Genomic DNA, 25727 nt, shown 5'->3' with positions numbered 1-25727 from the left:
TCTTGGTGAGAATTTACCAATTTATGAAAATGACAGCCCTTCTGGTTACAATGAAAATAGGCACCAATGCAAAGCAAAACTAGTAGAAACCCGAACATATAAAACATCCTTTCTCTCAGGTCTATTTTTCTTTTCATCCTGACCTAACTTTAGTATACAGATCATTTGCGAGCAATAGGTGAATATATTGTGAGTTTTACGTTAAGATTCATTTATTTGTCCTGATATTGACAATTCTCACACCTCACGTATGATTTAAATAGATGAAAGGTAATAGATCAAAAAGTTACCTAGCTGAAAGGACGAGGCACGTGATGAAAGTTAAGATTTTCAGTTCCCCAGATTCTCGAATCTTAGAAAAGGAAGTCAATCAGTGGTTAGAGGACAACAGCTGGCTTAAGGTGACCAACATCGCTCAGAGCACAGGAACCTCGACCGTTATTTCCATTTGGTATACTGAACCCAACGTCCCGATTCTCGGGTAACTATGCTAAATCTAAAGTAAGAAAAATAGAAGCTATTGGCTCTTCTACAGAGCCGATAGCTTCTATTTTTCTTACTTACCCGTGAGAGGATCTCCTGCTCGATCCGCATCAAAACCTACTTTATCTGGTAATACTATTCTTACTAAACCAAGAAAATTGTTACAATTTCACGAAGGGACGGTAGTTTATGAAAGTTTCCCTCTTTGCCACCTGCCTCACGAATGCCTTCTATCCTGAAGTGGACCTGACAATGGCCAAAATACTAAAATACCTTGGGCACACTGTAGACGTTCCCGAGGGACAAGCTTGTTGTGGGCAAATAGCCTTTAATTCCGGTTATATTTCTGACGCTCGAGAGGTTGCCCGTACGCTCATTGATTCCTTTGAACACAGTGAAATCGTAGTCGGCCCCAGCGGTTCATGTATTGGGATGATCCATCACTATTACCCCTTTCTGTTTGAAAGCGACCCCGTTTATCTCGCCAAAGCTAAAGATCTTATTGGCAAAAGCTATGAATTTACCCAATTTCTTGTTGATATCTTGAAGCAACCCGATCTGGGCGCTAAGTATTCTGCGAAAGCTACCTATCATCCGTCTTGTCACGCAACACGATTCCTAGAAATTGTGGAACCTCCCTTGAAGCTCCTAGAACATGTTAAAGGATTGGAACTTCTTCCTTTACCGGAAGCTCAACTCTGTTGTGGTTTTGGTGGCACTTTCTCTGTGAAAATACCCAAAATCTCCGAGGCTATGGTCGCAGAAAAGGCTGAGCACGTCTTAGCATCCGGTGCAGATTTACTCCTTGGCCTGGATATGGGCTGCCTCATGAATATTTCTGGCTATCTCGAGAAAATCAACAAACCCATTAAAACAATGCATATTATCCAGTTACTCGGGGAGGGAATGCAGGGATGACCATGTACAAGGAAATTGTGGAAAAACGAGTCGATAAAGCTCTGACCGATGATTTTTTACGTAAAGCTACTCGTCGAGCGACAGACCGTTTGCGTCTTGGGAAATTCAAAGCTGCCCAAGATCTAGGAGCTTGGGAAGACTGGCGCCTAGCCGGGGAAGCCATACGAACTCAAGTCGTCGCCAATCTTGACTTTTATCTTAAACAACTGATTGAGCAAGTTGAAAAAAACGGTGGACAGGTCCACCTTGCTAAAACACCGGTGGAAGCCGTAGACATTGTACGTAAAATAGTGCACGAACATGACGCTAAAAACGTCATCAAATCCAAATCCATGGTTTCTGAGGAAATCCATCTTAACTCCGCTCTAGAAAGTGAAGGAGTTAGTGTGATCGAAACCGACCTCGGTGAGTACATCATCCAAGTGGCCGGCGAACCTCCATCTCACATCATCGTACCAGCAATGCATAAAACTCGACAGCAAGTTGCCGACTTATTTGAACCCATTGCTGGTCACACATTGAGTTCCGATACCCCTACATTAACCAAATTCGTGCGCCAAGAAATGCGAGAAAAGTTTCTTCACGGAGACATTGGGATTACTGGCTGCAATTTTGCCGTTGCGAATACCGGAAGCATTGTAATGGTCACTAACGAAGGCAACGGACGGATGGTTAGTACCCTCCCTCACGTTCAAATCACCCTCATGGGCATGGAGCGCATAGTCCCTTCATTTCGAGAACTCGACGTTTTGCTTAATTTACTAGGTCGAAGTGCAACAGGGCAACGGCTCTCTAGCTATACAACGATCCTCACTCCCCCAAAGCAAGCCTCGGATTCAGATGGCCCTAAGGAATTCCACCTCGTGGTCCTGGACCATAACCGTTCGGAAATTCTGGGGGATACAACGTTTCGCAGGGCCTTAAACTGTATTCGCTGCGGAGCATGCTTCAACGTATGCCCCGTCTATCGTCAAATTGGTGGCCATGCCTATGGCTCCGTTTATGCTGGCCCGATTGGATCAGTGATCACGCCGCTATTAGAAAAAGATTGGGACAAATGGGGACACCTCCCATACTTCTCCACACTTTGCGGTGCTTGCACCGAGGGCTGCCCGGTTCGCATTCCTCTCCATGACCTCTTAGTAAAACTCAGAGCGCGCAAAACGCTCAGTGGGCATACTCCACAAATTGAGAAGCGAATCTTTCAAGGATACCGCTACATGTTTACCCACGAGAAAAGATTACGTCAAGCGCTTCGGATGGGTGCTCATTTACAGCGGCCTTTCGTTAAGCACGAACGAATCGTCGGCGGTCCACCCCCTCTCTCCAACTGGACTAAAAGCCGTACGCTTCCTATGGTTGCCTCCAAGTCCTTCATGCAAATGTGGTCAGAACTGAAGCTCAGCGAAAAATCCTCCAATTCAGACCCAATTCAATAAGATGAGGTGAGAGCATGACAACTCCAAGCGATTTCATTAGTCAACTGGCGACAAAATTAGGGCGTACTACCCCCTCTCAAACGCCCGACCCAGTGCCTATCCATGTTCCCGAATACCGATTGTCGGGTCCCGAGGAACGAGCGACGGTTTTTTTACACAATTGGCAAGCCTTGGGGGGCAAAGGAGCTATTGTTAAGTCAACAGACGAAACGGTCCAGTGCCTTAAAGAATGGTTTGGAGAGCTCTCGTTAGATCGCCCAACCGAGCAAGCCATCGTAGCTTGGGACATGCTCCCTACTATCGCCGAATCTGCCTTTACAACCTTAAACTGGCCTCTTGTCCGTTATCCTCAGTCTGCGTTGGATACTCGTGAGCGTTATGCAATCGCTGCTCAAGCAGAACTGGGAGTGACCGGTGCTGATTGGGGAATCGCTCTCTCCGGAACAGTTGTGATGAACAGCAATCCCCAAAGAGGACGGGCAGTAAGCCTGCTTCCTCCTCGCCATCTCACCTTTATCGAGACTTCTAAACTAAAGGACAACCTTTCTGAGGTTCTAGAGGCAATTTCAGCCTCAGGAAGTCCTCCCGCTGCAATCGAGCTGATTACTGGTCCCAGCCGAACATCAGACATTGAAATGGACCTCTCCATAGGTGTCCATGGGCCTGTAGACGTTTATGTTCTCTTAATTGAAGACGAAAATTAAAGGATTGAGCTTGTAATTATCCAATTACTAGTCTATAAAACTAACCTCACAACATGTTCTAAGTCGTCATCTATTAAGTTAATATAGAGTTCCGAAAGTTCTAACGCCCCTCCATCGAGTTCTAACCTACTTCCTCCGGTGTTCTTATGCAAAGGATTTTGAACCTGGATCTGATAAGTAGTCTGCTTAAAACGATAGGCCACTGAATACTCTCCCCAAGCCTTAGGAATACATGGTTTCAAATATAGACGTTCCCCCCGACGCTGCAATCCTAAAATCCATTCTACCCCCGCTTGATACATCCAGCCCGCTGCTCCTGTGTACCACGTCCAGCCTCCCCTGCCAATATTAGGGTCAATCGAATAAACATCAGCAGCGATGACATAAGGTTCCACTTTATAACGCAAGACTTCACTGGGCGTCAGGGCATGATTAATGGGATTTAGCATCTGAAAGAGTTCCCACGCCTTATCCCCTTCTCCTAATTTAGCCCAAGCAATAATACTCCAGATGACACCATGGGTATATTGTCCACCATTTTCTCGCACACCTGGAGGATAACCTTGGATATAGCCCGGACTAGGATCCGTCTTCTCAAAAGGAGGGGTCAAGAGACGTACCAAGGAATACTCACGGTTTACCAGTTCTCGATCCACCGCCAGCATGGCCAGTTTTGCTTTTTCATTGGGCGCCGCCTCAGAAATCACGGACCAAGCTTGGGCAATAGCATCGATCTGGCATTCCTGATTTTCCGTTGAACCCAGCGGTTGTCCGTTATCAAAATAAGCCCTGCGATACCATTGTCCGTCCCAAGCCTTTTCATTGAGATTGCTAGCTAACTCTTCAGCAACTTGACGATATCTCAAAGCGGTCTCGCCGACCTCCCTGCGTTCACACAGTTCAGCAAACCCGTCTAGGATCGTATATAAGAACCAACCAAGCCAGACACTTTCCCCTTTCCCTTCACGCCCGACTCTATTCATCCCATCGTTCCAGTCGCCCGTCCCCATTAACGGCAGACCATGGGAACCAAAATGCAAAGAACGTTCGATTGCTCGAAGGCAATGTTCAAAGACAGAGGCTCGTTCCGTCGATATCTTAGTTTCCGAATAACGCTCATCTTCATTTGGTCCCAAGGGGAGGTCTTCTAGAAAAGACACTTCCTGAACTAAAATTTCCTCGTCCTGAGTATGTTCCAGATAACGCAGCACGCCATAAGGTAACCATAATAAATCATCGGAGAACTTCGTGCGAATCCCACGTTTTGTCTCTTCATGCCACCAGTGTTGGACATCCCCTTCTTGAAATTGATGAGCAGCATGGCGCAAAATTTGTTCTTTGGTTAGTTCTGGGAGAACATGCAATAGTGCTAAACTATCTTGCAGTTGGTCTCTGAACCCATAAGCTCCTCCCGCTTGATAAAAAGCGGACCTGGCCCACATCCGACAACTTAAGGTTTGATATAACAACCAACCATTGAGCATCAGATCCATACTTTTATCCGGAGTAGCCACCTCTACGCCCTTGGCTAGGTGTGCCCAGAAATCCTGGACCTCTTGAAGTTTCTTACCAACCGTCAACGGTTCTGCATAGCTGGACGTGAGACTTGTCACTTCTTCAGATGAGTGGGCTTGCCCAAGAAGCACCAGGACCTGTTTTTCTTCCCCAGGGTCTAACGTTAACGTTACTTGAATTGCCCCACAGGAATTGTACATCATCCCACTCGAATTCGACAACGCAACTCTAGAAAGGGCTGCAGGGTTTTTCAAGGATCCATGGCGTCCTAAAAATTCTATGCGATCCCCAGTCCAGGTTCGGTTAGGTTTTTCCCCCACCGTTTGAACCCAAAGGAAGGCCTTCCTGTCCGGGAACACTTCCTGGTAGGTGTTGCGAGCTAACAAAGCTTCCGAGGCCTCATCAATCTCCGTTATGATATACGGCGCATTGACTTCTCTTTGCACACCCAAAACCCACTCAACATAGTACGTCAGCGAAATTTGACGAACCTCTTGCCCAAGATTTCTCAAAGTGACCTGACAAACCTTGAGTGAATCATTCAAGGGAACAAACACTAACCCCCCTTGAAAAATCCCGTGACTAGTGTGCTCGAAGCGGCTATACCCCCAGCCATGATAGACAGTATAGGGGTCCTCCTCATGGATTGGAAAACAAGTCAGCGACCAAAACTCACCACTCTCTTCGTCACGAAGGTAACATACTTCACCAGGGAGATCCATAACGGGATCATTGTTCCAAGGAGTCAGTTTATTCTCCCGACTGTTTTCTGCCCACGTATACCCTAGGCCTGACTCCGAAATCTGAGTCCCAAACGACGAATTGGCTAAGATATTTGACCAAGGAAATGGAGTTAACTTATTGTCATTAAGATAGATAGCGTACTCATGTCCCCCGGCTACAAATCCCCCTAACCCATTAAAGAACGCCATATCCTTGGCATAGTTGGGCGGATTAATCCTCTCTGGAGTCCAAGAACCCATTTTGGGAACGAAGACTGCTGGTAGATTACCCTCTACTTTAGGGGCTGTCAATTGTTTGGCTAAGTTTCCACCATCCGCCTTCAAGGAAATGCGCGCTACCGTCGAAAACAGGATTTTATCCTCTTCTGGCATGATATTGGAAGAGCGAATAAAGACCCCCCCTGGACGATCCAGAAAATCGCGATCTGAACTAGCAAATACTAGGTGACGCAGGGCCTCCGTTAGTGGCTGTTCGTAACTTCCTTCAAAATCGTTGAGAATCAGCAAGTCAACTTTAACCCCTCGCAGACGCCAATATTCATGGGCCAAAAGAACAGAACTTACAAAATCAAGATTTTCCACTTCTGAGACGTGGATAAGTACCAGTGGTATGTCCCCTGAGATACCATAGTTCCATAAAGCTGATTGTCCTTTCCTGTTTTGCATGATACTTTGAGCCCGTAATGTCCTCAAGGGATTGAAATAGAAAATCTGGGAGAGCATCCACTGATAGATGTCCGCTTGCCGAGTGGTCAAGTTGAGATACCTCAGTTCAATTCTACTCCTGGTCCAAGCTAATTCTAACGTATGCTCTACTTGATGAGGGGAGGAAAGATGTTGAACCATCGTTAGCACCTTTTCTCTAGTCTCGGCAACTCCTGTTATAAAGGTTAGCCGAACTTTTTTACCTGGTGGAACTTCTACCCGCCTTCTCAGCGCAAGAATTGGGTCAAGTACAGAACCAAGCGTTCCCGAGAGCCGTTGGTTCTCCACCACTGCCTTCGGACGATCATAGAATTGCCCCCGCCCTAGAAAGCGTGCCCGATCTGTCTCATACTCTAAAACTCCCACAGTCTTCCCTTCAACACTCACCGAGTGAGCCAACCAGGGAAAGTGTTCTTCAGGAGTTCGTCCCCTCCGATGGGCCAACAGGGCTTCTGATTGTTTGGAATACTCTGTGTGTACAAAAAGTTTATTAAACGCAGGGTGAGCATCATCCGCAGCCTGCGGCGTCAAAACGACTTCAGAATAACTCGTTACCTCCAAAACATGAGCTTCCGTCCCTTGATTTGTAAAGGTAATACGTCGAATTTCAGCATCCCATTCTGGCGAAACTGAAATTTCTGTGAGGGTATGAATATTACCGTTCGTTCTAGTATACGTCACCTTCTCTAACGAGAAGCTCATCTCATCACTGGCTGACCGATCATGGCAAGGTTGGTAGGTTGCCGACCAAATCTTACGTTCTGTAAGATCATTAATATAGAAGAAACTTCCCCACGGATCCTTAGCCGGATTCTCTCGCCAACGAGATACGGCTAGGTCTCCAAAGCGACTAAACCCGCTTCCGCTACTTGTCAACATAACAACATAGCGACCATTTGAGAGAATTCTAGCTTCAGGCATTGGCGTATCCGCGCTATAAAAGCATCGTTCAAACTCAAGCTCATCCTTAGCCTGAGAGGATCTTGGTATTGTCCACTTCCAACGTTTTAGAACCACGGGTTTTTGCGAGATCCGTTCCTGCAAGAGCAGTTCTATGGCCTGAATTCTTGGGTCTGCATGAAACCGGCTACTCAATGGGCGATCCAACAGCAAATGACTCAAAGCCACTAAACTCATACCCTGATGATGAGCCATGAAGCTTTTAATTGAGACGCTTTTCTCAATTTCAGGTAAGCGCTCCTTGGTGAAATCTAGGGCTTCATAAAAACCATACTCTCCTCTAGCCCCTAACTTTTCGAGGACGTTCAAATTTTTAAAGGCTGCTTTGAAATCGATCAAAGAGGCTAAGACTGTGGCATACGGAGCGATAACCCGATCAAACCCTAACCCACGTTTGAGTGCTAAAAACGGCACCCCAAAAGCCTGATATTGATAATTCATCTGAAAATCAAACGCATAAAAACCAGATTCAGAAATTCCCCAAGGCAATCCTAGGTTTGTCGCATAGGAAATTTGTTTATTGACGATCGCTTTGTATGTTTCATCCCAAAGAGTATCCTTATAGCAATTCATTAAGAGTAAGGGCATAACATACTCAAACATCGTCCCAGTCCAGGATAGCAAGGCGGTATCCCCTCCTACCCTAGTTAAGGTACGTCCTAAAGCAAACCAGTGTTCTGTCGGAAGCTGACCCAGTGCGATCCCAATAAAGCTTGCCTGCCTAGCTTCAGAAGCCATCAAATCATAGTATGAATTGTCCCGCTGTTGACTGGAAACATTATATCCGATGGCCATTAACCGGATCTTTTCATTATACAGTGGTCGGAAATCTGGTTCTTTGGCCATTATTTCTAGGCGAGTTTGTAGAGTTTCAAACCTTGTTAAACATTTAGCAAGATTCAAAAGGCCTTTTTCAAGAGCTTCCCTCCACTGCAAGGCAACCTCCCCAGTCATTTCCTCACTAATCTTCAAGCTTTCTCTACTAATCTCAATGATCTCCGGTATAGTTTGCACGTTCTCCCAAAGCGACCCTAATCTTGTCAATCGCTCCTGGGCACTGAAATCCTGCTTACCCATCTGTTCCAAAAGCTCTAAGCTCGGGATTAATTCCTTCAGTTCCTTGAGTGCCAGGTTCACTCTTTGCTGTATTAGGAGCGGAAACTGCTCAACGTTCGCCTCTAAAAGTAGCCGATACCACCTCACCAAGCTTATCGTCTTTTCCTGCCCAGCAGCTTCAAGTTGTAGTTTCCAGGCCCTTAATTCCGCACCTTCTGTGTTACTGTTCATACAAGAGGTCAACGGAATACCGTCTGTGTCAGGCATTAAATCCACACATACCTTGTTGCTATCCTGTTGTTCCTCCTTGGTAATTCGATCTAACATTCCTAGAATCGTAGCTTGATCGACAAGCGGGTTATTTCCCCATTCCTTAACTCCTTGTTTTACTGTGAGCAGATAAGCCATCATATTGCCACTATCTACTGTAGATACATAGAGAGGCAAAAGTGGTTCTCGTGTGCAGGTATCATACCAGTTATAAAAGTGTCCCTGCCAACGCTGCATCGTTTCGAGGGAATCGAGGGTATGTTCTAGTCGATCCATTAGTTCGGTCGTCGTTAAATAGCCCAAATCGCGAGCCACCAATGTCGATCCCAAGAGCAACCCTATATTAGTAGGAGAGGTCCGATGAGCGATACCCCGTGGTGGATCGACCTGCAGATTGTCCGGAGGAAGCCAATTGTCCGCTTCCTGCACAACAAGTTCAAAGAAGCGCCAGGTATCATAAGCCAAGGCACGTACGTAGCTCCGCTCGTCCGCAATCATTTCCGTCTTGTTATCTAGTTGCGGTTTACTTAGCCAATACGCTAGAAAGGGGCCAAACATCCATAATAGACCGATTACGAGAGCTAATTCAGCCATATCTCGATCGGAAACTAATGTTCCAAGTAATAAGAGTACAACAAAAAAATACCCTTTACTTAAGCGACAAATGAAAACGACGACTGTTTTTGGGCTTTGTCGTTCGACATCGGCTGCCGTAACCCACTCTAACAAATGCTTTTTGGAGAACAGCAAGCGATAGAGTGTCCGAAGAATGGCATCCAGCAAAATTGCGCTCTTGAACGGTAGCATTACAACTTTGACCGCAATTTGTCCCAGAATACCTAGAAGGTTTCGCCATCTCCACCGCCACATTAACCTGTGTTTAAAACTATTCAGGGAATAAATGAAAAACGGAATTGAAATAGTTGAAATGACAATACCTAACCAGCCCATCTTCCAGCCCGGCAATCCTAAACTACTAAAGATCGTTAAACCTAATAAGACTGGATCCAGTAAGCTACGTCGTAAATTGTCTATCATTTGCCAGCGGGTGATGATCGGGAGATCAACCCAAAGCCGCGTCCCTCTTCGGTTCCTTACCAGCGGAGAAAACCAACGCAAGAGTTGCCAATCGCCACGTACCCAGCGATGCATGCGCTGAAGAAAGGAATAATAATTAGAAGGAAAATCATCCATTAGCTCGATATCTGTGACTAGACCTGCTCGTAAAAACCCGCCCTCTAACAAATCATGGCTCAAAACGGTATTGTCTGGAAAACGATGGCTGAGAATTTTGTCAAAAACCGTTAAGTCATAAATACCTTTCCCCGTAAAAATTCCATGCCCGAATAAATCCTGATATGGGTCGGAAATTGCAAACGCATATGGGTCTATCCCCGTCGCTCCTGCAAACCAATTCGCTAGTCGCGAACGATACAGGCTCTCATGCTTGACCAAAATTCTGGGTTGCAACAAGCCATATCCACGAACAACTCGGGTTTGCTCCTCATTAAGCAAAGGGATATTCAGAGGGTGGGCCATTGTTCCGATCAAACGTTTGGCAGCATCCTTAGGTAACTCTGTATCTGAATCCAGCGTGATGACATACCTTATTTTCGAAAAAATATCGGTATCTCCCAGTATATCTGTAAAACTAGTTGTTTGATCCCCCAACAACAGCGCATTGAATTCAGTCAACTTACCTCGTTTACGCTCCCACCCCATCCAGACCCCTTCTTTAGGATTCCAACGGCGTTTGCGCACCAAGAGATAAAAGGTTGAACCCTCCTTGCAGGGATATTTATGATTTAGGTCTTCTAACTCCTGGCGCGCAATCTGTAGTATTTGACCATCTTGGGGTAATGTTTCCTCACTAGCGTCACAGAAATCCCCTAAAATCGCGAAATGGACGTGCGGATCCTGATTGGCTAAATGATGAACCTCAATATGGTGTAACAACTTTTGAACGTCATTTTCACTCGACAAGAAGGTAGGGATGACCACCATAGTTGCCGAATCAGGAGTTACTCCCTCTTTGAACTCTAGCTTCAGCAAAGTTTTAGGTGGAAAGCAACGTTGAATGAGAGAATTAACGATACTTAAGCTCCACTCACTCGCAGGGACTAATAAGACCAAACTTAAAGCCACACCCACCCAGATATTTAGATCCCAGAACCCTCCGACGACTTTCCAGAAGATGACTAAGGTGAGCATTGCCAAGCTCATAACAGAACTTAGGAACGTAAAGGTCGGATGTCGCTTTAACCGCAGCAACGGATGATACCAAACTTTACGATCCGCACGTAATGCTGCACAGAGTGCATCCTTTCCTTGATCGACAAGATAATAACCCACATGTTTTTGAGGAACTTTCTCACTAGGGAACATTGTTGAAAATTCATCTGCTAAAGAAACAGCCGTTTGGGCGACTAAACATTCTTGCACCTTCAGAGTCTTAGCTATATGTTCAACTGCATGTCTCAACTGATCCCGACTAGCAAAATCCATTAAGAGATAAATCCTGCTAGGATCATTCTCTAAAATTCGTTCAACCGCACTTAAATGTTCAAATTGTTCCTCCCAGTTCCAACGGGATACATTGCGCAAGCTGCTGATGAGATTTCCTGCAGTAACCCGGTAATTTGCTTGAAGCTGGTGTTCGTGACCCATTAATTTCTCGATACCTTCTGTTTGCAAACCGATTTTGCGTTCGATCCATTGTCGAATAGGAATACCCTCTGCACCATAATCTCGGAGCCTTCCTATCATATAAACGACAAAAACTGTGGGGAGAACGCTCAGGTCACTGGTTGTTCGATCTATCTCAGAGCTGAGTTTCTCCGGATCAGCGAGATGAGGCACCCACTTTTGGAACAACTCTTCTGCCTGCTTGCGGGTCTTATGACGTTCATAAACCACTTCAAAAAGATCGCCAAGTTCTTCAATCAAACTTATTCGTAAAAATAACGGAATCGACCAAAGTTCGCCCATCGTTAGGGTAGAAATATCTTGAAAAGCTTTTATGTATTGAGAAAGCATAGGCAAGCTTGCTTTACCACCCATATTTTGTAAAAATATTTGTAAAATGACTGAAATACGAGTTTGCGAAGATTTGGCATCCCATTTGGGTAATCGTCGATAGTAAGATGGTGAAAGATTTTTCTCAACATTAAAGTTCTGTTCTTTAAACAAGTCGACGTGATCCATTAGCCATCCCATCGCGGGGAATATAGGATATCCCATGCTTTCGTCAACTTCAAATTCATGACTATAGGCTTCGAGTTGCTCAACGATCTTTCGTAATTTACGAAACGGAGTAGCTCCTCGCCTGTGATAAACTGTGATATTTTCAAGAGCAAGGGTATGGGCCCGTTGTTTGAGTTCATCGGAATTTAGCACATTTTGTTCTAGCACATCATCATCACCTCGTTTTGAATTCTTCCACTAGCGTCCAGGTTATATCTCACAATATGGAATCTTTTTTATCCGAGTCTAATAACTTGACTTAATTTTCACATTAATCTAGACATTCTATATATTATTTTTTTTACCTCCTTGCGACAATCGAAAATTTTAATGTTAAAAGATACACCCTCCTTTTATCGTCTACTTTAACTTGTTGTCCTAAAGACAAAAGAGGAGTACCTCCCAAAACCTCAAAAAAGTGTCCGTGTAATCAGACCAAGAGGTAAAAAGGAGTACTCCTAATAAAAATCTCTGCGAATTAAACGTAGAGAATCACATTTTTCAGGGTGCAAACTGGGAAATATCAAGAGAATCATTGAAGACTAAACAAAATACTCTACGCGTGCTAAGGGAAAATAACACTTGGCTTGCTCAGAGAAAAACTCCTTCATTTCCTTCATTTCTTCCGGTTGGTAGATATATTTTCCATAGCCAAACTGCCCGTATTTGAACTTTCGCCCTTCCTCTTCCATAGATAAAGAGGAGTTCGGAAAAACCCCTAATATATTCGCTTTAGCCTTCGAAGTAAAGCGATGGGAGATAAATTCGAGTGTTAATTGCTCTGAAGACCATCCGTATGGAGCCCTTTTTGCCAATTCTTCCGCTGAGCGCTCCATTAGCCGTCGATACGCTTCTTGCCACCCTTCAAACCGGAAAATGGGAGCAATAATAAAGCCTAAGGGATACTCAGCACTTAACACTTTACCTGAGGCGATAATCCGTTCCTCCGGGGAAGGAGTCCCATGTTCAAATTTGTTCACTACCTCTTCACAATTCAAACTGAAGCGAAAACGCGTATGCCCTTCATGTTTAGCCTCAAGCAAACTATCAACGTCCGTATACTTCGTAACAAAACGGAAACGACCATTGGACTCACATCCGAAAAATTCAATGGCCTGTTTCAAGACCCCGGTATACCGCTCCACCGGAACTGGATCTGAGGTTGCGGCTCCTTCAAACTGAGTAATCTCGGGAAGTCGTTCCTGAATAAGGTTTGAAGCTATGCCCAAGATCTCTTCTAAATTGACATAAACACGCACATAAGGTTTTTTCCCCAAGGTAGTAGCCAAATAACAATATTCACACATCCCCGGACAACTCGTGACTAGGGGTAACTGATAATGAGCAGATGGTTTACATGATTGAAACGTCTCACTGCGCCGTACCCCGATTACCAATGTTCGCTTAGCTTCCCGATACGCTGCGGCCGGAGTATTTCCTGGAATTCCTGTAATCCGATTATGAGAGGCAGTGGGAGTCACCGTCACCCCCATACGCTGGAAACGTTCCACTAAAGTTTTCCCCAAGGGATAATCAAGAACGCCTGACTCGTAAAATACACGAGTGGGGATGAATTCAAACGACATTTTGTTCACCTCAGGATTAGCTTACCCCAAGGGTGATGAACTAAAACTTCCCGGATTTAAAAATAGAGATCAACAACCAAAGCAGCATGAGAGTAGCCACTGTAAAACCGACTTCAATGACCGGGATGTGCCAAAGTAAGATAGGTTGGTGGCCTAAAGCCGAAGCAATTATGATCCCCGCCATAACGATACTAAACGAAAGCAAGACGATACTGAAGGAAAGTTGATTCGTGATTCGATCCAATTTTCTCAGAAAAATATCAAGTTCCGGAACACTGACCTCTAAATGAATTCGCCCCCGCAATAAGTCACGCATTAAATCCTTCATTTGTTTGGGAAGATCCACTAAAAGATCCCCATAATCTGAGATGTTATGCCAAACCCTGTCTGCAATCGTACTTGGACGGTAGCGTTCCTTGAGGAGTCGGCGACCAAATGGTTCGGCCATATCCATAATACTAAGCTTCGGATCAAGTTTTTCTACGATCCCCTCAAGAATCAGTAAGGACTTTGCTACCATGGTAAAGTCTGCAGGAATGCGTATTTGATGTTTAAAGGCAACCACAAAAAGGTCACTAACTGCCACGCCAAGGCTAATACGACTCATGGGAACATCCATATACTTTTCCCTTAATTCGTCAACATCGTTGGTTAAGAGCGGTAGATTAACCTCATCGGGAACTATCCCTATTCGTAGGATTGCTTTAATCATACTTTCCGTACTTTGACGCATCATGGCGATAACCAATGAAGAAAAATTATTTTTCATATCCGCGGTAAGCCTTCCGACCATGCCAAAGTCGATAAAAGAAATCACCCCGCCGCTTAAAAGAAAGATATTTCCCGGATGAGGGTCAGCATGAAAAAAGCCTTCAATTAACATCTGATGAAAGAGCGCCTGAACAAGCTGTTCCGCAATGGCTTTTCGGTCATAACCCATTTTTTCAATTTCCTCAAACTGATTAAGTTTCTGACCATCAACAAACTCCATTGTGAGAACGATACGGGTAGAGAAATCCCAATAAATTGATGGTATGTTAATCTTTGGATCATTCTTAAACTGCTTAGCAATTTTCTCAGCATTTCTAGCTTCAATAGAATAATCTAACTCATTACGCAGTGACTTGGCAAACTCCTCAACAACCTCTCGTAATTGCAGACGTTCCATCCGTTCCATTCGGTGTTCTGCCAACGTGGCTAAGTCCAGAAGAATTTCTAAATCAGTTTCAATCATAGCCTTAATTTGAGGGCGCTGCACTTTCACCGCAACTATCTCTCCCGTCCGTAGTTGTGCACGATGAACTTGACCAATGGAAGCTGCCGCTATAACCTTCTCCTCAAACACAGAAAAAATATCCCCTATAGGAGAGCCCAGTTCCTCTTCAATGATTCTGGCGACTTCCTCGAAAGAAAAAGGGGGAACATTGTCTTGTAATTTTTCCAATTCGTGGAGGATATCTTCCGGAATGATGTCGGCACGAGTACTAGCAATCTGCCCGATTTTGACATAAGTCGGACCTAACTCCTCGATCACCTGGCGAATCCGTTCTCCGACTGACATAGGATCGCTCTCTTCCATATCCGTGAAGAGTCGCTTAGGCAGAGAAAGCATATGTAAAAGCCCCATTTCCTCCACAAAGAAACCGAACCCATGGCGTGCCAGAACTTTAGCCACATCCCGATAGCGTTTAATATGGCGTATCCTTTTCCCAATCATAGAAATGTCCCCTTCATACATCGATGTTCGAGTATCGCCCATCATCAAGGTTTACTGATAGAGGGCCTGAACTATGTTCAGGCCCTTTGATCTATTGTTTATTTTCCAATTCTTGAATCCGTTTTTCCAGACGCTCTAGGTCAGCTTTAGTCGGGATATTCAAGTCCTTCAAAAACTTTTCTAATTGTTCGTGAATACGTGCATTCATTTCTTTCTTCTCCGCTTCCCCTTTTTCAAACAACTCTCGCATCAAGTCTTTCGATTCTGCAGAGGAAACTTCGCCTTTCTTAACCATTTCGTCAACAAATTTCTCAATCTGTTCTTTACTAACGACTGCAAGTCCTAAACCGAAGGCCAATCCTTTATTTATTAGGTCTTTCATGCCATCTCCCCCTTTGTCTTTTTATTATACACCTGTAAATGGAAAATCGCCTAAATAAAAATGATATAACTTGTCGAACTATTCTTAGCTTCATTAATAATTGTTTACCAAAACGCCTGAAGTTATTTAATAGATATTTTGCAGGCCTTGACGATTTGAGCTGGGGACTTGTTTCGTTTTCCATATTCAGAATAACTTACCAAAGACAAGCCTTCAAATATCCTCTATACTAAAGACAACTTCGCTATCGTAATGCCGTTGTCATTTTAGAGGCCTATTCAAACCCCTTTCTCCTTCAAAAAGTATTGAAAGGATGAAGAATATGAAAAACTCGAAATGGTTTCTTCTCTATTTTCCCGTCATTTCTATATTCTTATTTGTGATGATTATCACAGCAGCACCTGAGAAAGTATCGGGTGATTTATATCCAAAAACAATAAAAAACGCAATGGGGGATTTATACCCTCAACCAATACCCACACCAACACCAAAATCTGCTCCCCCAGAAGTAGCAAAAAGTATTCCAACACCTAAAACTATAGTTACTACTAAAACAAGTACGCCTTCCCCTACTAAGTCAACTCCAGCTAAAACAAATACTCCTTCAACTACAACAAAACAGGCGAAAACACAACCTGCAAAGTCATCAAGTTCGCTAACCGCACCTTCTTTATCTACCAAAACAACTACTGAGACTTCTAAAGCAAGTGCAGTTATCGCTACTTCTAAGCAATATATTGGGGTTAAATATGTGTATGGTGGAACGACACCCTCAGGATTTGATTGTTCAGGTTTTGTTCAGTATGTTTTTGCTAAACATGGGATAAATCTTCCCAGAGTTTCGCGTGATCAATATAATATTGGTACTTCCGTCTCCTTTAGCAATTTAAAGGCAGGAGATCTAGTCTTCTTTTCTCTAGCAAAAAACGGGGTCGTTGATCACGTGGGAATCTTTGTCGGTAATGGACAATTTATTAACGCTTCTAGCTCTAAAGGCGTAACCATTTATACGTTGGGATCTTATTGGCAGTCCGTCTTCCTTGGCGCCAAACGAATATTATAGCCTGAATGTATAGAAAACTTGGCTGGTGCCCGCACGAAGACACTGTCTTCGCACGTATTAACCCTTCTTGCAGACACTGTCTTCGCACGTATTAGCCTTCTTGTTAGCCTTGGCGAAGGCGGCCGCCTAATTGCGCTTATGCGCTTGCCGTGATCGCGAGAAGGGCCTTCCTGAAAGTAGAAATATAAAGTTATACTTTCTCTGACTTGATACTAAAAGGGAAGCTAATTCACGATTATATGAATTAGCTTCCCTTTTTACACGTCGAACCTTTAGATTTGACTCCAGAAGGCGTCCACTATTCTACAGCTTAACCCTACTTCTCCGTTTTTTCAATTATTATGGCTCGGGCGGTATTACCATTGTCTCCCTGGATCGTCTGCCATCCTGTTAACAGTCCCTTGTGGATAAAGAACATTATAATGATCAATCACTGGGTCAGGATTATCCGTTGTCGGTTGAGGGAAGACCATTTCAACTTTGAACTCAGTCCCTGCCGTATATCCAATGATTTCTTGACCGTTATTCTTCACATCATATGCTGGAGTCCCTAAAATTTTTTTTGTTGCGACAAGGGTTATGCCCTTTAATCGACTATCATAAGAACGAATTTCAAATATTTGCTCTCCCTTATTTAGGCCAAACACAAGATTATGGCTCGTATAGGTAGCATAGCAACCATTAGCGGTTGCAACATAATCTGTTTTATCAGCTTTTCCCCATTGCTTTTCGACCTCTTCAATTGTAGTTGTTTTCGCTGAAAAATCGCTGTAAATTACTTTACCTTGTTCACCTAAGACCATCATATTAAATAACAACGATTCCGTAGCATCAGGATGTAGTTGCGTTATTTGAGTAGTCTGAAGAGGATTACTTCCTAAAATCGTTTCTACTTCTTTATACCCTGGCAAGTAGGCAAAGTTGTAACGTGCAGGCAGTGCAAAAACGTAACTATTATTACCACCCAGTTCACTTGGTCCTATAGGGGCTGCCCCTATATGGAATACTCCCTGCTGAAGTGAGTTCCATTGGTTAAGAGTAAATATCAGGATGGGGATATCCTGTCGCGGGGTTTCGGGAGTCCATTGAGGGTGCCTGATAGAAATCATCGGACCTGTTTCCAGCATTGTTTCTCCAGTCTGTTTACCCTCTTGGGTTAAGCCCTCCCATTTGGTACTCATGATCGAATAGCCTTTCCAACTCTTTGGCAGAGTAAAGTTAAAACCGTATTGGGCATTTTTGTATATGATTGAGTTTAAGTCAGTTGATGATGAAGAAGGAGCGGTAGATAGGTTATCATTAGTCGTTTGCTGACTGTTAGTTGTAGGGTCCTTTTGATTCTGACTAGAGCATCCTACAACAAGTATCAAGGCTAGAACTGCAATAGTCCATTTCAGAGTCGTTTTATTAAATCTCGAGATCATAATAACTCTCCTTGTATTCGTGTAAGCTGCATAAGATCTGCTATCTTATATATTCAGTAACTAAATCAGTAAAAAGAATACCTTCTAAATGGTCTATTTCATGACAATAACACTTTGCCAAATCTCCTTGGCCAGTCAAAATAATTTGCTCGCCATTTTCATTTAAAGCTTGAACCATTACCTTTTGAGGTCTTTTTAATTTTCCTAATATATTAGGAATGCTTAAACATCCCTCTACAACTTCTTGTGTTCCTTCCTGCTGAATTATCGTTGGATTAACTAATTTAATAAGCCCTTGTCCCATATCTACAACAACCAATCTCTTCAATATACCTATTTGCGGGGCTGCTAAACCTCCGCCGTGTTCTTTATACATTGTATCTGCCATATCATTTAATATTTGTCTTATTTTATCATCAATTAAGTCAACAAACTTGCACTTCTTTCTTAATATATCATCATCAAAAAATCTTATTTGTCTCAGTGCCATTTATCCTACTCCTTTGCTTTGCTGTGCCCTCGATTTTCTTTCACTTTCTTCAAAAAGAAAAACCTCCTCTATGGAGCTATTAAATATTTTGCAAATATCATAAGCAAGCCATATAGACGGTTCGAATTTTTCCGTTTCAATAGCGTTAATCGCCTGTCTCGATACCCCAACAAGTTCACCTAAACGTTCTTGAGTTAACCCAAACGATTCACGAAGTTCCTTTAATCTATTTTTCATTATTTATCACCTTACTCCTGTAATGTTGACCTTACAGAATATTTATATCATTATTTTAATATCCATGTCAAGTTAGCCTTACATGATCCATGCTGAAAAGTTCAAAACGGGTTTACCTACTAGTCCTGCACTTGTTTAAATATGAGTTCACTCTAACGTTTACATTTTTGGATTATCGAACTATTAGATTATCTAACTAATAAAATGAACCTTTCTTGCCGGATTTCTAATGTTTTGATCATTAAATCAAAGGACTTTTATCTCCTTTGTAATAAATAACCAGTCGATGGAGTGCTCGAGTACAGGCAATGTACAGTAGTTGTCTATCAAAATCACTCGCATAGTTTTCCTTATTAACATCGTATATGATCACAACATCAAATTCTAATCCCTTTGCCATATAAGTCGGAATGACTAAGGCACCTTTTATAACTTCTCCTCCTTGAGGTTTAATAAGTGTTAGTTGCACCGATTTTTTCAAGCGACTAAACACCTTTTCTGCATCCTCTTGAGTTTTACATAGGACGGCAACGGATTCATACCCTTGCTCTGTATAATTCGCTATATCTTCTGTGATTGACTGATCGATCGCCTCTATTGTTTCTTGATAGATAACCCGGGGTTCCTCACCATACCGTTCAATAGAACAATAATCGTCTTGAGTACCTTCACCTAGTAGATTCTGTGCGAAGGTGTTGATTTCACATGTTGACCTATACCCTTTATTTAAAAACAGCTTTATCGTCTTACCTTTATTGAGTATCTCAGAAATATCGTTATATAGTGAACAGTCTATTGGTTTTTCAATCGTCTGATGAATGTCTCCTAGGACAGTATAAGTTGCATTTTTGTACAAAATCTTAAAAACCTCGTATTGCAGAGGACTATAATCCTGGGCTTCATCAATGACCACATGTTTGATCCCAGAAACCACATCATTCCCTTCGACTTTTAACTTCAGATAAAGAAGGGGAGCGTAGTCTTCATAGTGCACTTTCCCCTCTCGCAGATTTTGAAGAGTTGTCGAAATAATTTCTTGAATAGTCTCTGGAAGTGCGAGACCTTGCGACAACTTGAGCAAAAGCCCACGGTTCTTGAAAAGCAGTGTGTATAAGTGTCCATAATCAACGTTCGTGAAATTTTGAATTCGCTCCCGAAAAGCTACGGCTTGTTTAATGGCTAATAATCGGCTGAATGACTTAATTTCAAACTCATGCCCTTCACTTTTCTCCACAATCTTTTCCAAACGCTTAAGTCTCTTTTTCTGTAATGGGTGAACCTTTTTCATAAGGATTCTTTCGATCATTTTAAGTTGTTTTGCAATCGGAGTACCAATTTCATTGTGTAGAAAACGGTTCTTTAGCTGTTGCCTCGTCGCTAGAATTGTTCCGTTATAATAGACATCCTCAAAGAAAATAAGCCGATGCGCGTAATACCATAATAGTCTATCAAGAATTTGCTTAAATACCCTCGAACCTTTAAAATCGATACTTTGCTGCCTTCGGTCATCACCAGTCTTCGCTCGGGAATGTATCAATGATTCAAGCTGCATATCCCGTGTTTCTTCCCCAAATCGACCTTGAAAAGCCTCTAAGACTAGATCGTCAAAGATGCTTTGCCTTACGTTTTCTTCCCCCAGCTCAGGGAGGACACTCGAAATATAATGACTAAAAACAGAGTTAGGAGATATTATGATGACATCCTTGGACCGTAGATTGGAATTAAGACCTTCATAAAGGAGGTAGGCAATTCTATGCAGAGCAATCGATGTTTTGCCACTACCCGCTACACCTTGGACGATTAACAGATCATGATCCCTATCCCTAATAATTACGTCTTGTTCCTTTTGTATCGTTTCGATAATATTTTTCATTTTGGCAGAGGTATTATGACTTAGTACTTCCTGCAGTATTTCATCGGTAATCCTGACACTGCAATCGAAAAAGTATTTCAGCTTTGAATTTCGAATTTTATATTGCCTTTTCAAGGAAACATCCCCCCGACTAATCCCTGCCGGAGTGTCAAACATTACTTCACCTAGTTCGTACCTATAAAATATACTTGAAATTGGTGCGCGCCAGTCATAAACGTAGACTTGACCAGTATTCCTATCCATTAAATTGTAAAGGCCAATGTATATCTTTTCTTTTTCACTAAAACCCTTTTCTATAAAGTCAAACCGACCAAAGTAAGGTGAGTTTATCAATTTCTTAAGGTTCTTAATACGCTGGGGATTGTAACTTGAGATATGATTATTAACTTGCATAAGATGCAGGTTTATATCGATAAGACTCTCAAAGTCACTCGAAACATGAACGGTATTTTCATACATATCCTTTCTTGCGGCAATTAAATCACTCTTTTTCTCTTCTAACTTCTTCGCTTCCTTTTCCACTTCTTCGTTGATAAAAGCCAATGTCTTCCTAAGATACTCGATCTCCTCTTGATGATTTTCTTGGTAACTGTCCATTGGATCACCCTCCTAAACTAAAGAATCTTGAAAAAATAATTTGACATTCCTATAGCCTTTATGATATAATGTTATTGAGAACATGGTTAATATTGGATTATTGTGTCCATTTCTTATTATATACTAAATACGTCTCTAAGTATAGTGAATGTCAAAAATGCGTTGGTGTGAGAATTCCAATCTTCTCAACCAACGCATTAAATATTTCTTCGTCAAACTCTTCAAGTAGCGAATTCCTGCTGTTTATTGTCTCTAGGATTTCATCAAACCTTTGTTTCACAAATTTTCGGTCTGTAGCATACGGGTCCTGAACTGGTGTTGTTCTCCCCACCCTCATCCCGCTCTTTAACTCAAACAATAAAATGTGTTAGTGTGACAATTACTGTGGACAAAACTACTTTGCAAGAGTTCACGGATGCTGGGCACTTTGGGCATGACATTTATGGCACGAATCTGCTCCTTGCTCATCGAGGGTTTGCTCACATTTACTACCATAAACTAAGGGCACATTAAATATTTTCCCTGTAATACGACTACTTTGAATCCAATTATCCCCTTTATGTCGCAAGAAAGGCAATTCTTCGCCTTTAACAGTCCTTAAGATTTCATCCCCAATCTGCAATGCTGGAAATTGAGAATTCGTTATTTGCTCTTCAAAGGCCAGATCATTCAGATTCTCAATTTTCTTAGTTAAGGGAAGTCTTTCTTTTGTACCGTGACAATCAAGACATTGCAGATGAACAGCATCATATTGAGATGTATACAGCTTGTCATCTCCCATGACATCCTGTCTTGTATGACAATCAATGCAGTCAAGACTTACTTCACATCTTGCGAAAATCTCACCCGGCAAATAGTAATCGCTCAAGCGATCCGCCCAAGTCGTATCTCCTGCTTTCCAGTCTCTCACAACCTTAGCCATATCAGAGCGAACGGAAAAGCTCATTTTGAGGGCATCATGGTTCCCTTGGTTATGACATTGATTACACTGAGTGTATGGAATTTGTGTCGTTAAACGATGGACCATTCCGTGTCCAATATCATTTGTTTTAATGGTCGTATCATCCCCGATATATGTATGAGTAGGGTTGGTCAAGACGTGACATGCTTCACACCCATTACCTTGTACTTTGTCATTATCTCCGTTCTGCCCGTTGCTCTTGGCTTGAGCAATTCCTTGTTGAGCATTAGATGAAGTTAGACCTTGGTGTTGTACAGGCAGATCTCCCTCGCTTTGATGACATTGACTTAGACAGTCCTCTTTAAACCCTCTTTCGCTGGGTTGCCCCTGGAGAGGATGAGGATAAAGTGAGGCCACTTGGCCCTTCGCGAGTCCGGGAACATCTTTAGTTTTGTCTAGGCCAAACATCATACGGACGACACTTAGCTCTCCTGCTTTAGTAGACATAATTGAAGTTTTAACTAAATCAACTTCATTTTTTGCTTGTTCTTGGTTATTAGCATGACAAGATATTCCATTTCCCCCTGTCCCTCCACAACTTAAAGAAGCTGCATTTAATGAGCCCGGATGACTGCCGCCATACATTTGAGCGTGAGCAGTCGTTTCGTCAAGCGACAGAGGATTTCCACCATGGCAAACCGCACACCCAAACGTATTGCTCGGATGGGAGTTTGATATTTCTTCAATACCAATATGGCAAGTTTTACAGCGTTCAACCTTACCATTTGGCAGAATAAGATCAATAATCTCCGGCTTGCGATTTTGATAACTTGCTATTTGTAGCTCAACCTGCTTTTTCTTGTTTTCATCATCAATAGCTCCAAGTTGAACTTGCAGCTCCGAAATTTGCTCGTTAAAATATTCTTTTTGATAATCGCTCCATTCGGGAGTCCTCCCCTGCTTCAGGGTTAGAATAACCATCAGGATCAGAAAAAGGCTGGCCAGCAGGAATGTTTTCTTCATTTTATATCCACCAAAATTCTTTCATCATAAACCAGATCAGCAGGAGAATAACCGTGCCGCCGAGGATCATAAAAATCCTCTGACCTGACTTCACACCCCAATAATCAGCAATCCAGGGTAGTCCAGCGAGTCCTGCGATGACGATCAAAGGGAACAGAAGAGCGCCTAACCACGGTGGGAGATAGAGCAATAGGATTTGGAACGGACCAAAGATCCACGGAGCAACAGCATGCTCAACAGAAGGCGCCTGATTGCTTGTTCCGATTCCTGCCGCAAACTTTAAAGCCAGGGCCTGACAAAAAACAAGAAAAAATATCGAAGCTATGCCCTCTTTGGCGATGAGATGTTTAATTGGCGAACGGGCCATTATGGTCTCCCCCTTAGAGCGGACGTACTCCCCCGTCACGACGGATACGCCAGAAATGATAAAGTTGTAAGAACAGAGCAAATATAGGTAGGCCGACACAATGCCATACATACACCACTAGGGTACTTCCGCTTAAGGCAGAAGGTTCTCCAAACATAATCTGCGCAAGTCCCATCCCCATACCAGGGATTAATCCCAATATATTAACGGCAACGGTCGCTGCAGCACCACTTTCTTGTGACCCAATGAGTAAGTAACCAGTAAAATCCAGAACCAAGACTAGAATCAATAAGGCTACACCTATAAGCCAATTCAGTTGCTTGGGCGATTTATAGGAATGAGTCCAAACGACACGCAGCATATGGAGATTAACTGTGACAACCATGAGCTGACCCGCCCAATAATGCAAATTTCTAATCACTCTACCATAGGGAATTACAGAGGCTATCGTTAGAATGCTGCCGAACCCAGTACCATCTCCTGGCTGATAATGAAACATCAGAAGGAAACCAGTAACCCCTAGTATCACAAAAGCTAGGAAAGATAATCCTCCCAGGCAGAACGTATAAAGTATTGTGAGGACTCCATCAGGAATGAATCGTGGCCTAATATGGTTAACAAAGTTATGATCTTTCATGCCCGATAATCCATCCCTACTTGTTGAGCGGTATTGATCATTAACGATCCATCCGGTTTGATTTCCACGGCCGCTCTCTGCAAAGCTTTAGGGGCAGGCCCTGAAAGGGGCCTGCCCTCGACATCATAAATACTCCCGTGACAGGGGCAAAGCCATTCTTTTCTATCCGGATGATAAGTAACCTCGCAGCCGAGATGCGTACAGGATGCTACCAAAGCCATCGCTCCTCGAGAATCTCGCTTGACCCACACCCGAGCAGTGGCTGTACTTTGCCAGTCACTGTTTTTATCAAGCGGTTTGTTATAAACCACTAAAGGAGACTGCAGTTGGTCTTCTTTACTCGTCAGATATTTAACTAGAGGATTAATTGACAAGGCACACAGTGATAATTCCGAGCCATCCTAAGCGTAATACCGCTCGTCTCGTCCATTCTATTTGTTTTGGCATCAGACTTCCTTGCCTCCTCTAGTTAAACCAACCACTCCATTGTCCCGCATAGGTAATAATGAAACGCACAAAAAATCCTCCAAATAAGACCAAAAAACTACTGCTAATGGTAACCGGCAATGCCCACTTAACAGGAATTTTGTCCTTAAGTTCCATCAACTCCAACGCTAACGGAATAATCAGACCTAGCCCTACAATGAGTAACCAGAAAATCCAGGCAAAAGGTCCAAACAACAAATCGCCAAAGGCAGACGATACACTGAGTGAGTTCGTTCTCCCCATGACTATCATTGTTAGTATAATCAAACACTCCAGGATTATCAATATAGCATCTGCCTTAGTTAAAAGGTGTAATTCCCTATGCCTAGCCCGTTGCCAAGGGCTGAGAGCAGCAATCAAGATCACAGACGCCACACCTGTCGATAAAGCAGAAACCAAAAACAGCACTGGAAGCAAAGGGGCCGTCCAGAGCGGGCGAACTGCAGCATTAAGCAGGACACCCGTGTAAGAGGCAACGCCCACGGACAAGACGGGCATGAACTTTGCCAATCTTTTTTTCCACGTTTGAGGATTTCTCAATCCAAGGACTTGGTAGTTTTCCGGAAGCCAAAGGTAAAGGTAGATGACACTTAAAAAGGTAAAGAAAAGAATTGCCCAACTCCCGTAGGACATCGGAGACCTTACTTGCAGAGTAAGAAATAGCCGATAAAAGTTAAACGGACTACCTAGATCAAGTAGAAGGACGCCTAACCCCAAAGAAATCGGGAAGGGCGAAATATAGGCACCAAAGCGACTAACGCGCTCAAATTCTTGGCCACCATAGAGAAAAGCAAAATTGGACGTCACCATTGCCCCTGCACTCAGTCCTGCAGTGAAGAGGTAAATAACTATCATTAGTCCCCAAGTTAATTCCAAGCAGCATACCTCCTAAACATTTATCCACTTCC

General features: G+C 43.1%; 19 protein-coding genes. 5 read left to right on the top strand and 14 right to left on the bottom strand.

Annotation, left to right across the window (positions count from 1 at the left end; all coding sequences use genetic code 11):
* The first annotated feature begins 314 nt into the window (after positions 1-314).
* From DSBG_RS23145 to DSBG_RS14055, 4 genes are all read left to right on the top strand, one after another.
* Complete coding sequence (locus tag DSBG_RS23145) at positions 315-485, top strand: hypothetical protein (protein ID WP_009622725.1); 171 nt, start codon at positions 315-317, stop codon at positions 483-485.
* Positions 486-672: 187 nt separating this feature from the next.
* On the top strand, positions 673-1401 hold the full coding sequence (locus DSBG_RS14065; RefSeq protein WP_068964948.1) for a (Fe-S)-binding protein: 729 nt from the start codon (positions 673-675) through the stop codon (positions 1399-1401).
* On the top strand, positions 1398-2840 hold the full coding sequence (locus DSBG_RS14060; RefSeq protein ID WP_068964947.1) for a LutB/LldF family L-lactate oxidation iron-sulfur protein: 1443 nt from the start codon (positions 1398-1400) through the stop codon (positions 2838-2840). The genes DSBG_RS14065 and DSBG_RS14060 overlap by 4 nt, the downstream gene beginning before the upstream one ends.
* Positions 2841-2854: 14 nt before the next feature.
* Positions 2855-3544 (top strand): LutC/YkgG family protein, encoded by a 690-nt coding sequence (locus tag DSBG_RS14055; RefSeq protein ID WP_068964946.1) that lies wholly within the window; start codon positions 2855-2857, stop codon positions 3542-3544.
* A gap of 32 nt (positions 3545-3576) precedes the next feature.
* On the opposite strand, the gene DSBG_RS14050 is transcribed toward DSBG_RS14055, so the two are convergent.
* The 4 genes from DSBG_RS14050 to DSBG_RS14035 all read right to left on the bottom strand — a co-directional run bounded on the left by DSBG_RS14050 (position 3577) and on the right by DSBG_RS14035 (position 15721).
* A complete protein-coding gene (locus DSBG_RS14050; RefSeq protein WP_068964945.1) occupies positions 3577-12204 on the bottom strand; it encodes a GH36-type glycosyl hydrolase domain-containing protein in 8628 nt (2875 codons plus the stop codon).
* Between the two features lie 374 nt (positions 12205-12578).
* A complete protein-coding gene (splB, locus tag DSBG_RS14045) occupies positions 12579-13622 on the bottom strand; it encodes a spore photoproduct lyase (RefSeq protein ID WP_068964944.1) in 1044 nt (347 codons plus the stop codon).
* Between the two features lie 40 nt (positions 13623-13662).
* A complete protein-coding gene (locus DSBG_RS14040) occupies positions 13663-15339 on the bottom strand; it encodes an ABC1 kinase family protein (RefSeq protein ID WP_068964943.1) in 1677 nt (558 codons plus the stop codon).
* Positions 15340-15430: 91 nt separating this feature from the next.
* Positions 15431-15721, bottom strand: a complete 291-nt coding sequence (locus tag DSBG_RS14035; protein WP_068964942.1) for a phasin family protein — start codon at positions 15719-15721, stop codon at positions 15431-15433.
* 313 nt (positions 15722-16034) lie between these two features.
* On the opposite strand from DSBG_RS14035, the gene DSBG_RS14030 reads away from it, so the two are divergent.
* The gene (locus DSBG_RS14030) at positions 16035-16784 is read left to right on the top strand and encodes a C40 family peptidase (RefSeq protein WP_068964941.1); all 750 of its coding nucleotides are present in this window, start codon (positions 16035-16037) and stop codon (positions 16782-16784) included.
* A 356-nt stretch (positions 16785-17140) separates the two neighbouring features.
* On the opposite strand, the gene DSBG_RS21900 is transcribed toward DSBG_RS14030, so the two are convergent.
* The 10 genes from DSBG_RS21900 to nrfD form a co-directional block, all read right to left on the bottom strand.
* Positions 17141-18208, bottom strand: a complete 1068-nt coding sequence (locus DSBG_RS21900; RefSeq protein WP_083236876.1) for a DUF4309 domain-containing protein — start codon at positions 18206-18208, stop codon at positions 17141-17143.
* Between the two features lie 40 nt (positions 18209-18248).
* Positions 18249-18698 (bottom strand): peptide deformylase, encoded by a 450-nt coding sequence (gene def, locus DSBG_RS14020; RefSeq protein WP_068964940.1) that lies wholly within the window; start codon positions 18696-18698, stop codon positions 18249-18251.
* Complete coding sequence (locus DSBG_RS14015) at positions 18699-18935, bottom strand: helix-turn-helix transcriptional regulator (RefSeq protein WP_068964939.1); 237 nt, start codon at positions 18933-18935, stop codon at positions 18699-18701.
* Positions 18936-19176: 241 nt separating this feature from the next.
* Positions 19177-21405: a HelD family protein gene (locus tag DSBG_RS14010; protein ID WP_068964938.1), complete on the bottom strand. Its 2229-nt coding sequence runs from the start codon at positions 21403-21405 to the stop codon at positions 19177-19179.
* Between the two features lie 151 nt (positions 21406-21556).
* Positions 21557-21736 (bottom strand): hypothetical protein, encoded by a 180-nt coding sequence (locus tag DSBG_RS14005; protein ID WP_068964937.1) that lies wholly within the window; start codon positions 21734-21736, stop codon positions 21557-21559.
* Positions 21737-21814: 78 nt separating this feature from the next.
* Positions 21815-23329, bottom strand: coding sequence for a hypothetical protein (locus DSBG_RS14000; RefSeq protein ID WP_068964936.1), 1515 nt, complete (start codon positions 23327-23329; stop codon positions 21815-21817).
* A gap of 1 nt (position 23330) precedes the next feature.
* Positions 23331-23696 (bottom strand): hypothetical protein, encoded by a 366-nt coding sequence (locus DSBG_RS13995; protein ID WP_068964935.1) that lies wholly within the window; start codon positions 23694-23696, stop codon positions 23331-23333.
* Between the two features lie 13 nt (positions 23697-23709).
* Positions 23710-24333, bottom strand: a complete 624-nt coding sequence (locus tag DSBG_RS13990; protein WP_068964934.1) for a cytochrome b N-terminal domain-containing protein — start codon at positions 24331-24333, stop codon at positions 23710-23712.
* Positions 24330-24707 carry a QcrA and Rieske domain-containing protein gene (locus DSBG_RS13985; RefSeq protein WP_242877633.1) on the bottom strand — a complete coding sequence of 126 codons (378 nt, stop codon included), beginning with the start codon at positions 24705-24707 and terminating at the stop codon, positions 24330-24332. The genes DSBG_RS13990 and DSBG_RS13985 overlap by 4 nt, the downstream gene beginning before the upstream one ends.
* Positions 24708-24798: 91 nt before the next feature.
* Positions 24799-25695, bottom strand: coding sequence for an NrfD/PsrC family molybdoenzyme membrane anchor subunit (nrfD, locus tag DSBG_RS13980; protein ID WP_068964933.1), 897 nt, complete (start codon positions 25693-25695; stop codon positions 24799-24801).
* Positions 25696-25727: the final 32 nt, after the last annotated feature.

It is taken from the genome of Desulfosporosinus cupriresistens (genome assembly GCF_001707885.1).
GTDB lineage: Bacteria > Bacillota > Desulfitobacteriia > Desulfitobacteriales > Desulfitobacteriaceae > Desulfosporosinus.
The sequence above is the reverse complement of the archived record's forward strand: the minus strand, read 5'-3'. Positions and strand labels throughout refer to the sequence as shown.

Bases quoted from the DNA above. Each gene is read 5' to 3' on its own strand.
- DSBG_RS14060 (WP_068964947.1), top strand. From the start codon at position 1,398: ATGACCATGTACAAGGAAATTGTGGAAAAACGAGTCGATAAAGCTCTG.
- DSBG_RS13990 (WP_068964934.1), bottom strand. From the start codon at position 24,333: ATGAAAGATCATAACTTTGTTAACCATATTAGGCCACGATTCATTCCT.
- DSBG_RS14015 (WP_068964939.1), bottom strand. From the start codon at position 18,935: ATGAAAAATAGATTAAAGGAACTTCGTGAATCGTTTGGGTTAACTCAA.
- DSBG_RS14000 (WP_068964936.1), bottom strand. From the start codon at position 23,329: ATGAAGAAAACATTCCTGCTGGCCAGCCTTTTTCTGATCCTGATGGTT.
- DSBG_RS14035 (WP_068964942.1), bottom strand. From the start codon at position 15,721: ATGAAAGACCTAATAAATAAAGGATTGGCCTTCGGTTTAGGACTTGCA.
- DSBG_RS14030 (WP_068964941.1), top strand. From the start codon at position 16,035: ATGAAGAATATGAAAAACTCGAAATGGTTTCTTCTCTATTTTCCCGTC.
- DSBG_RS14040 (WP_068964943.1), bottom strand. From the start codon at position 15,339: ATGATTGGGAAAAGGATACGCCATATTAAACGCTATCGGGATGTGGCT.
- DSBG_RS23145 (WP_009622725.1), top strand. From the start codon at position 315: ATGAAAGTTAAGATTTTCAGTTCCCCAGATTCTCGAATCTTAGAAAAG.
- DSBG_RS14055 (WP_068964946.1), top strand. From the start codon at position 2,855: ATGACAACTCCAAGCGATTTCATTAGTCAACTGGCGACAAAATTAGGG.
- splB (WP_068964944.1), bottom strand. From the start codon at position 13,622: ATGTCGTTTGAATTCATCCCCACTCGTGTATTTTACGAGTCAGGCGTT.
- DSBG_RS21900 (WP_083236876.1), bottom strand. From the start codon at position 18,208: ATGATCTCGAGATTTAATAAAACGACTCTGAAATGGACTATTGCAGTT.
- def (WP_068964940.1), bottom strand. From the start codon at position 18,698: ATGGCACTGAGACAAATAAGATTTTTTGATGATGATATATTAAGAAAG.
- DSBG_RS13995 (WP_068964935.1), bottom strand. From the start codon at position 23,696: ATGGCCCGTTCGCCAATTAAACATCTCATCGCCAAAGAGGGCATAGCT.
- DSBG_RS14065 (WP_068964948.1), top strand. From the start codon at position 673: ATGAAAGTTTCCCTCTTTGCCACCTGCCTCACGAATGCCTTCTATCCT.
- DSBG_RS14010 (WP_068964938.1), bottom strand. From the start codon at position 21,405: ATGGACAGTTACCAAGAAAATCATCAAGAGGAGATCGAGTATCTTAGG.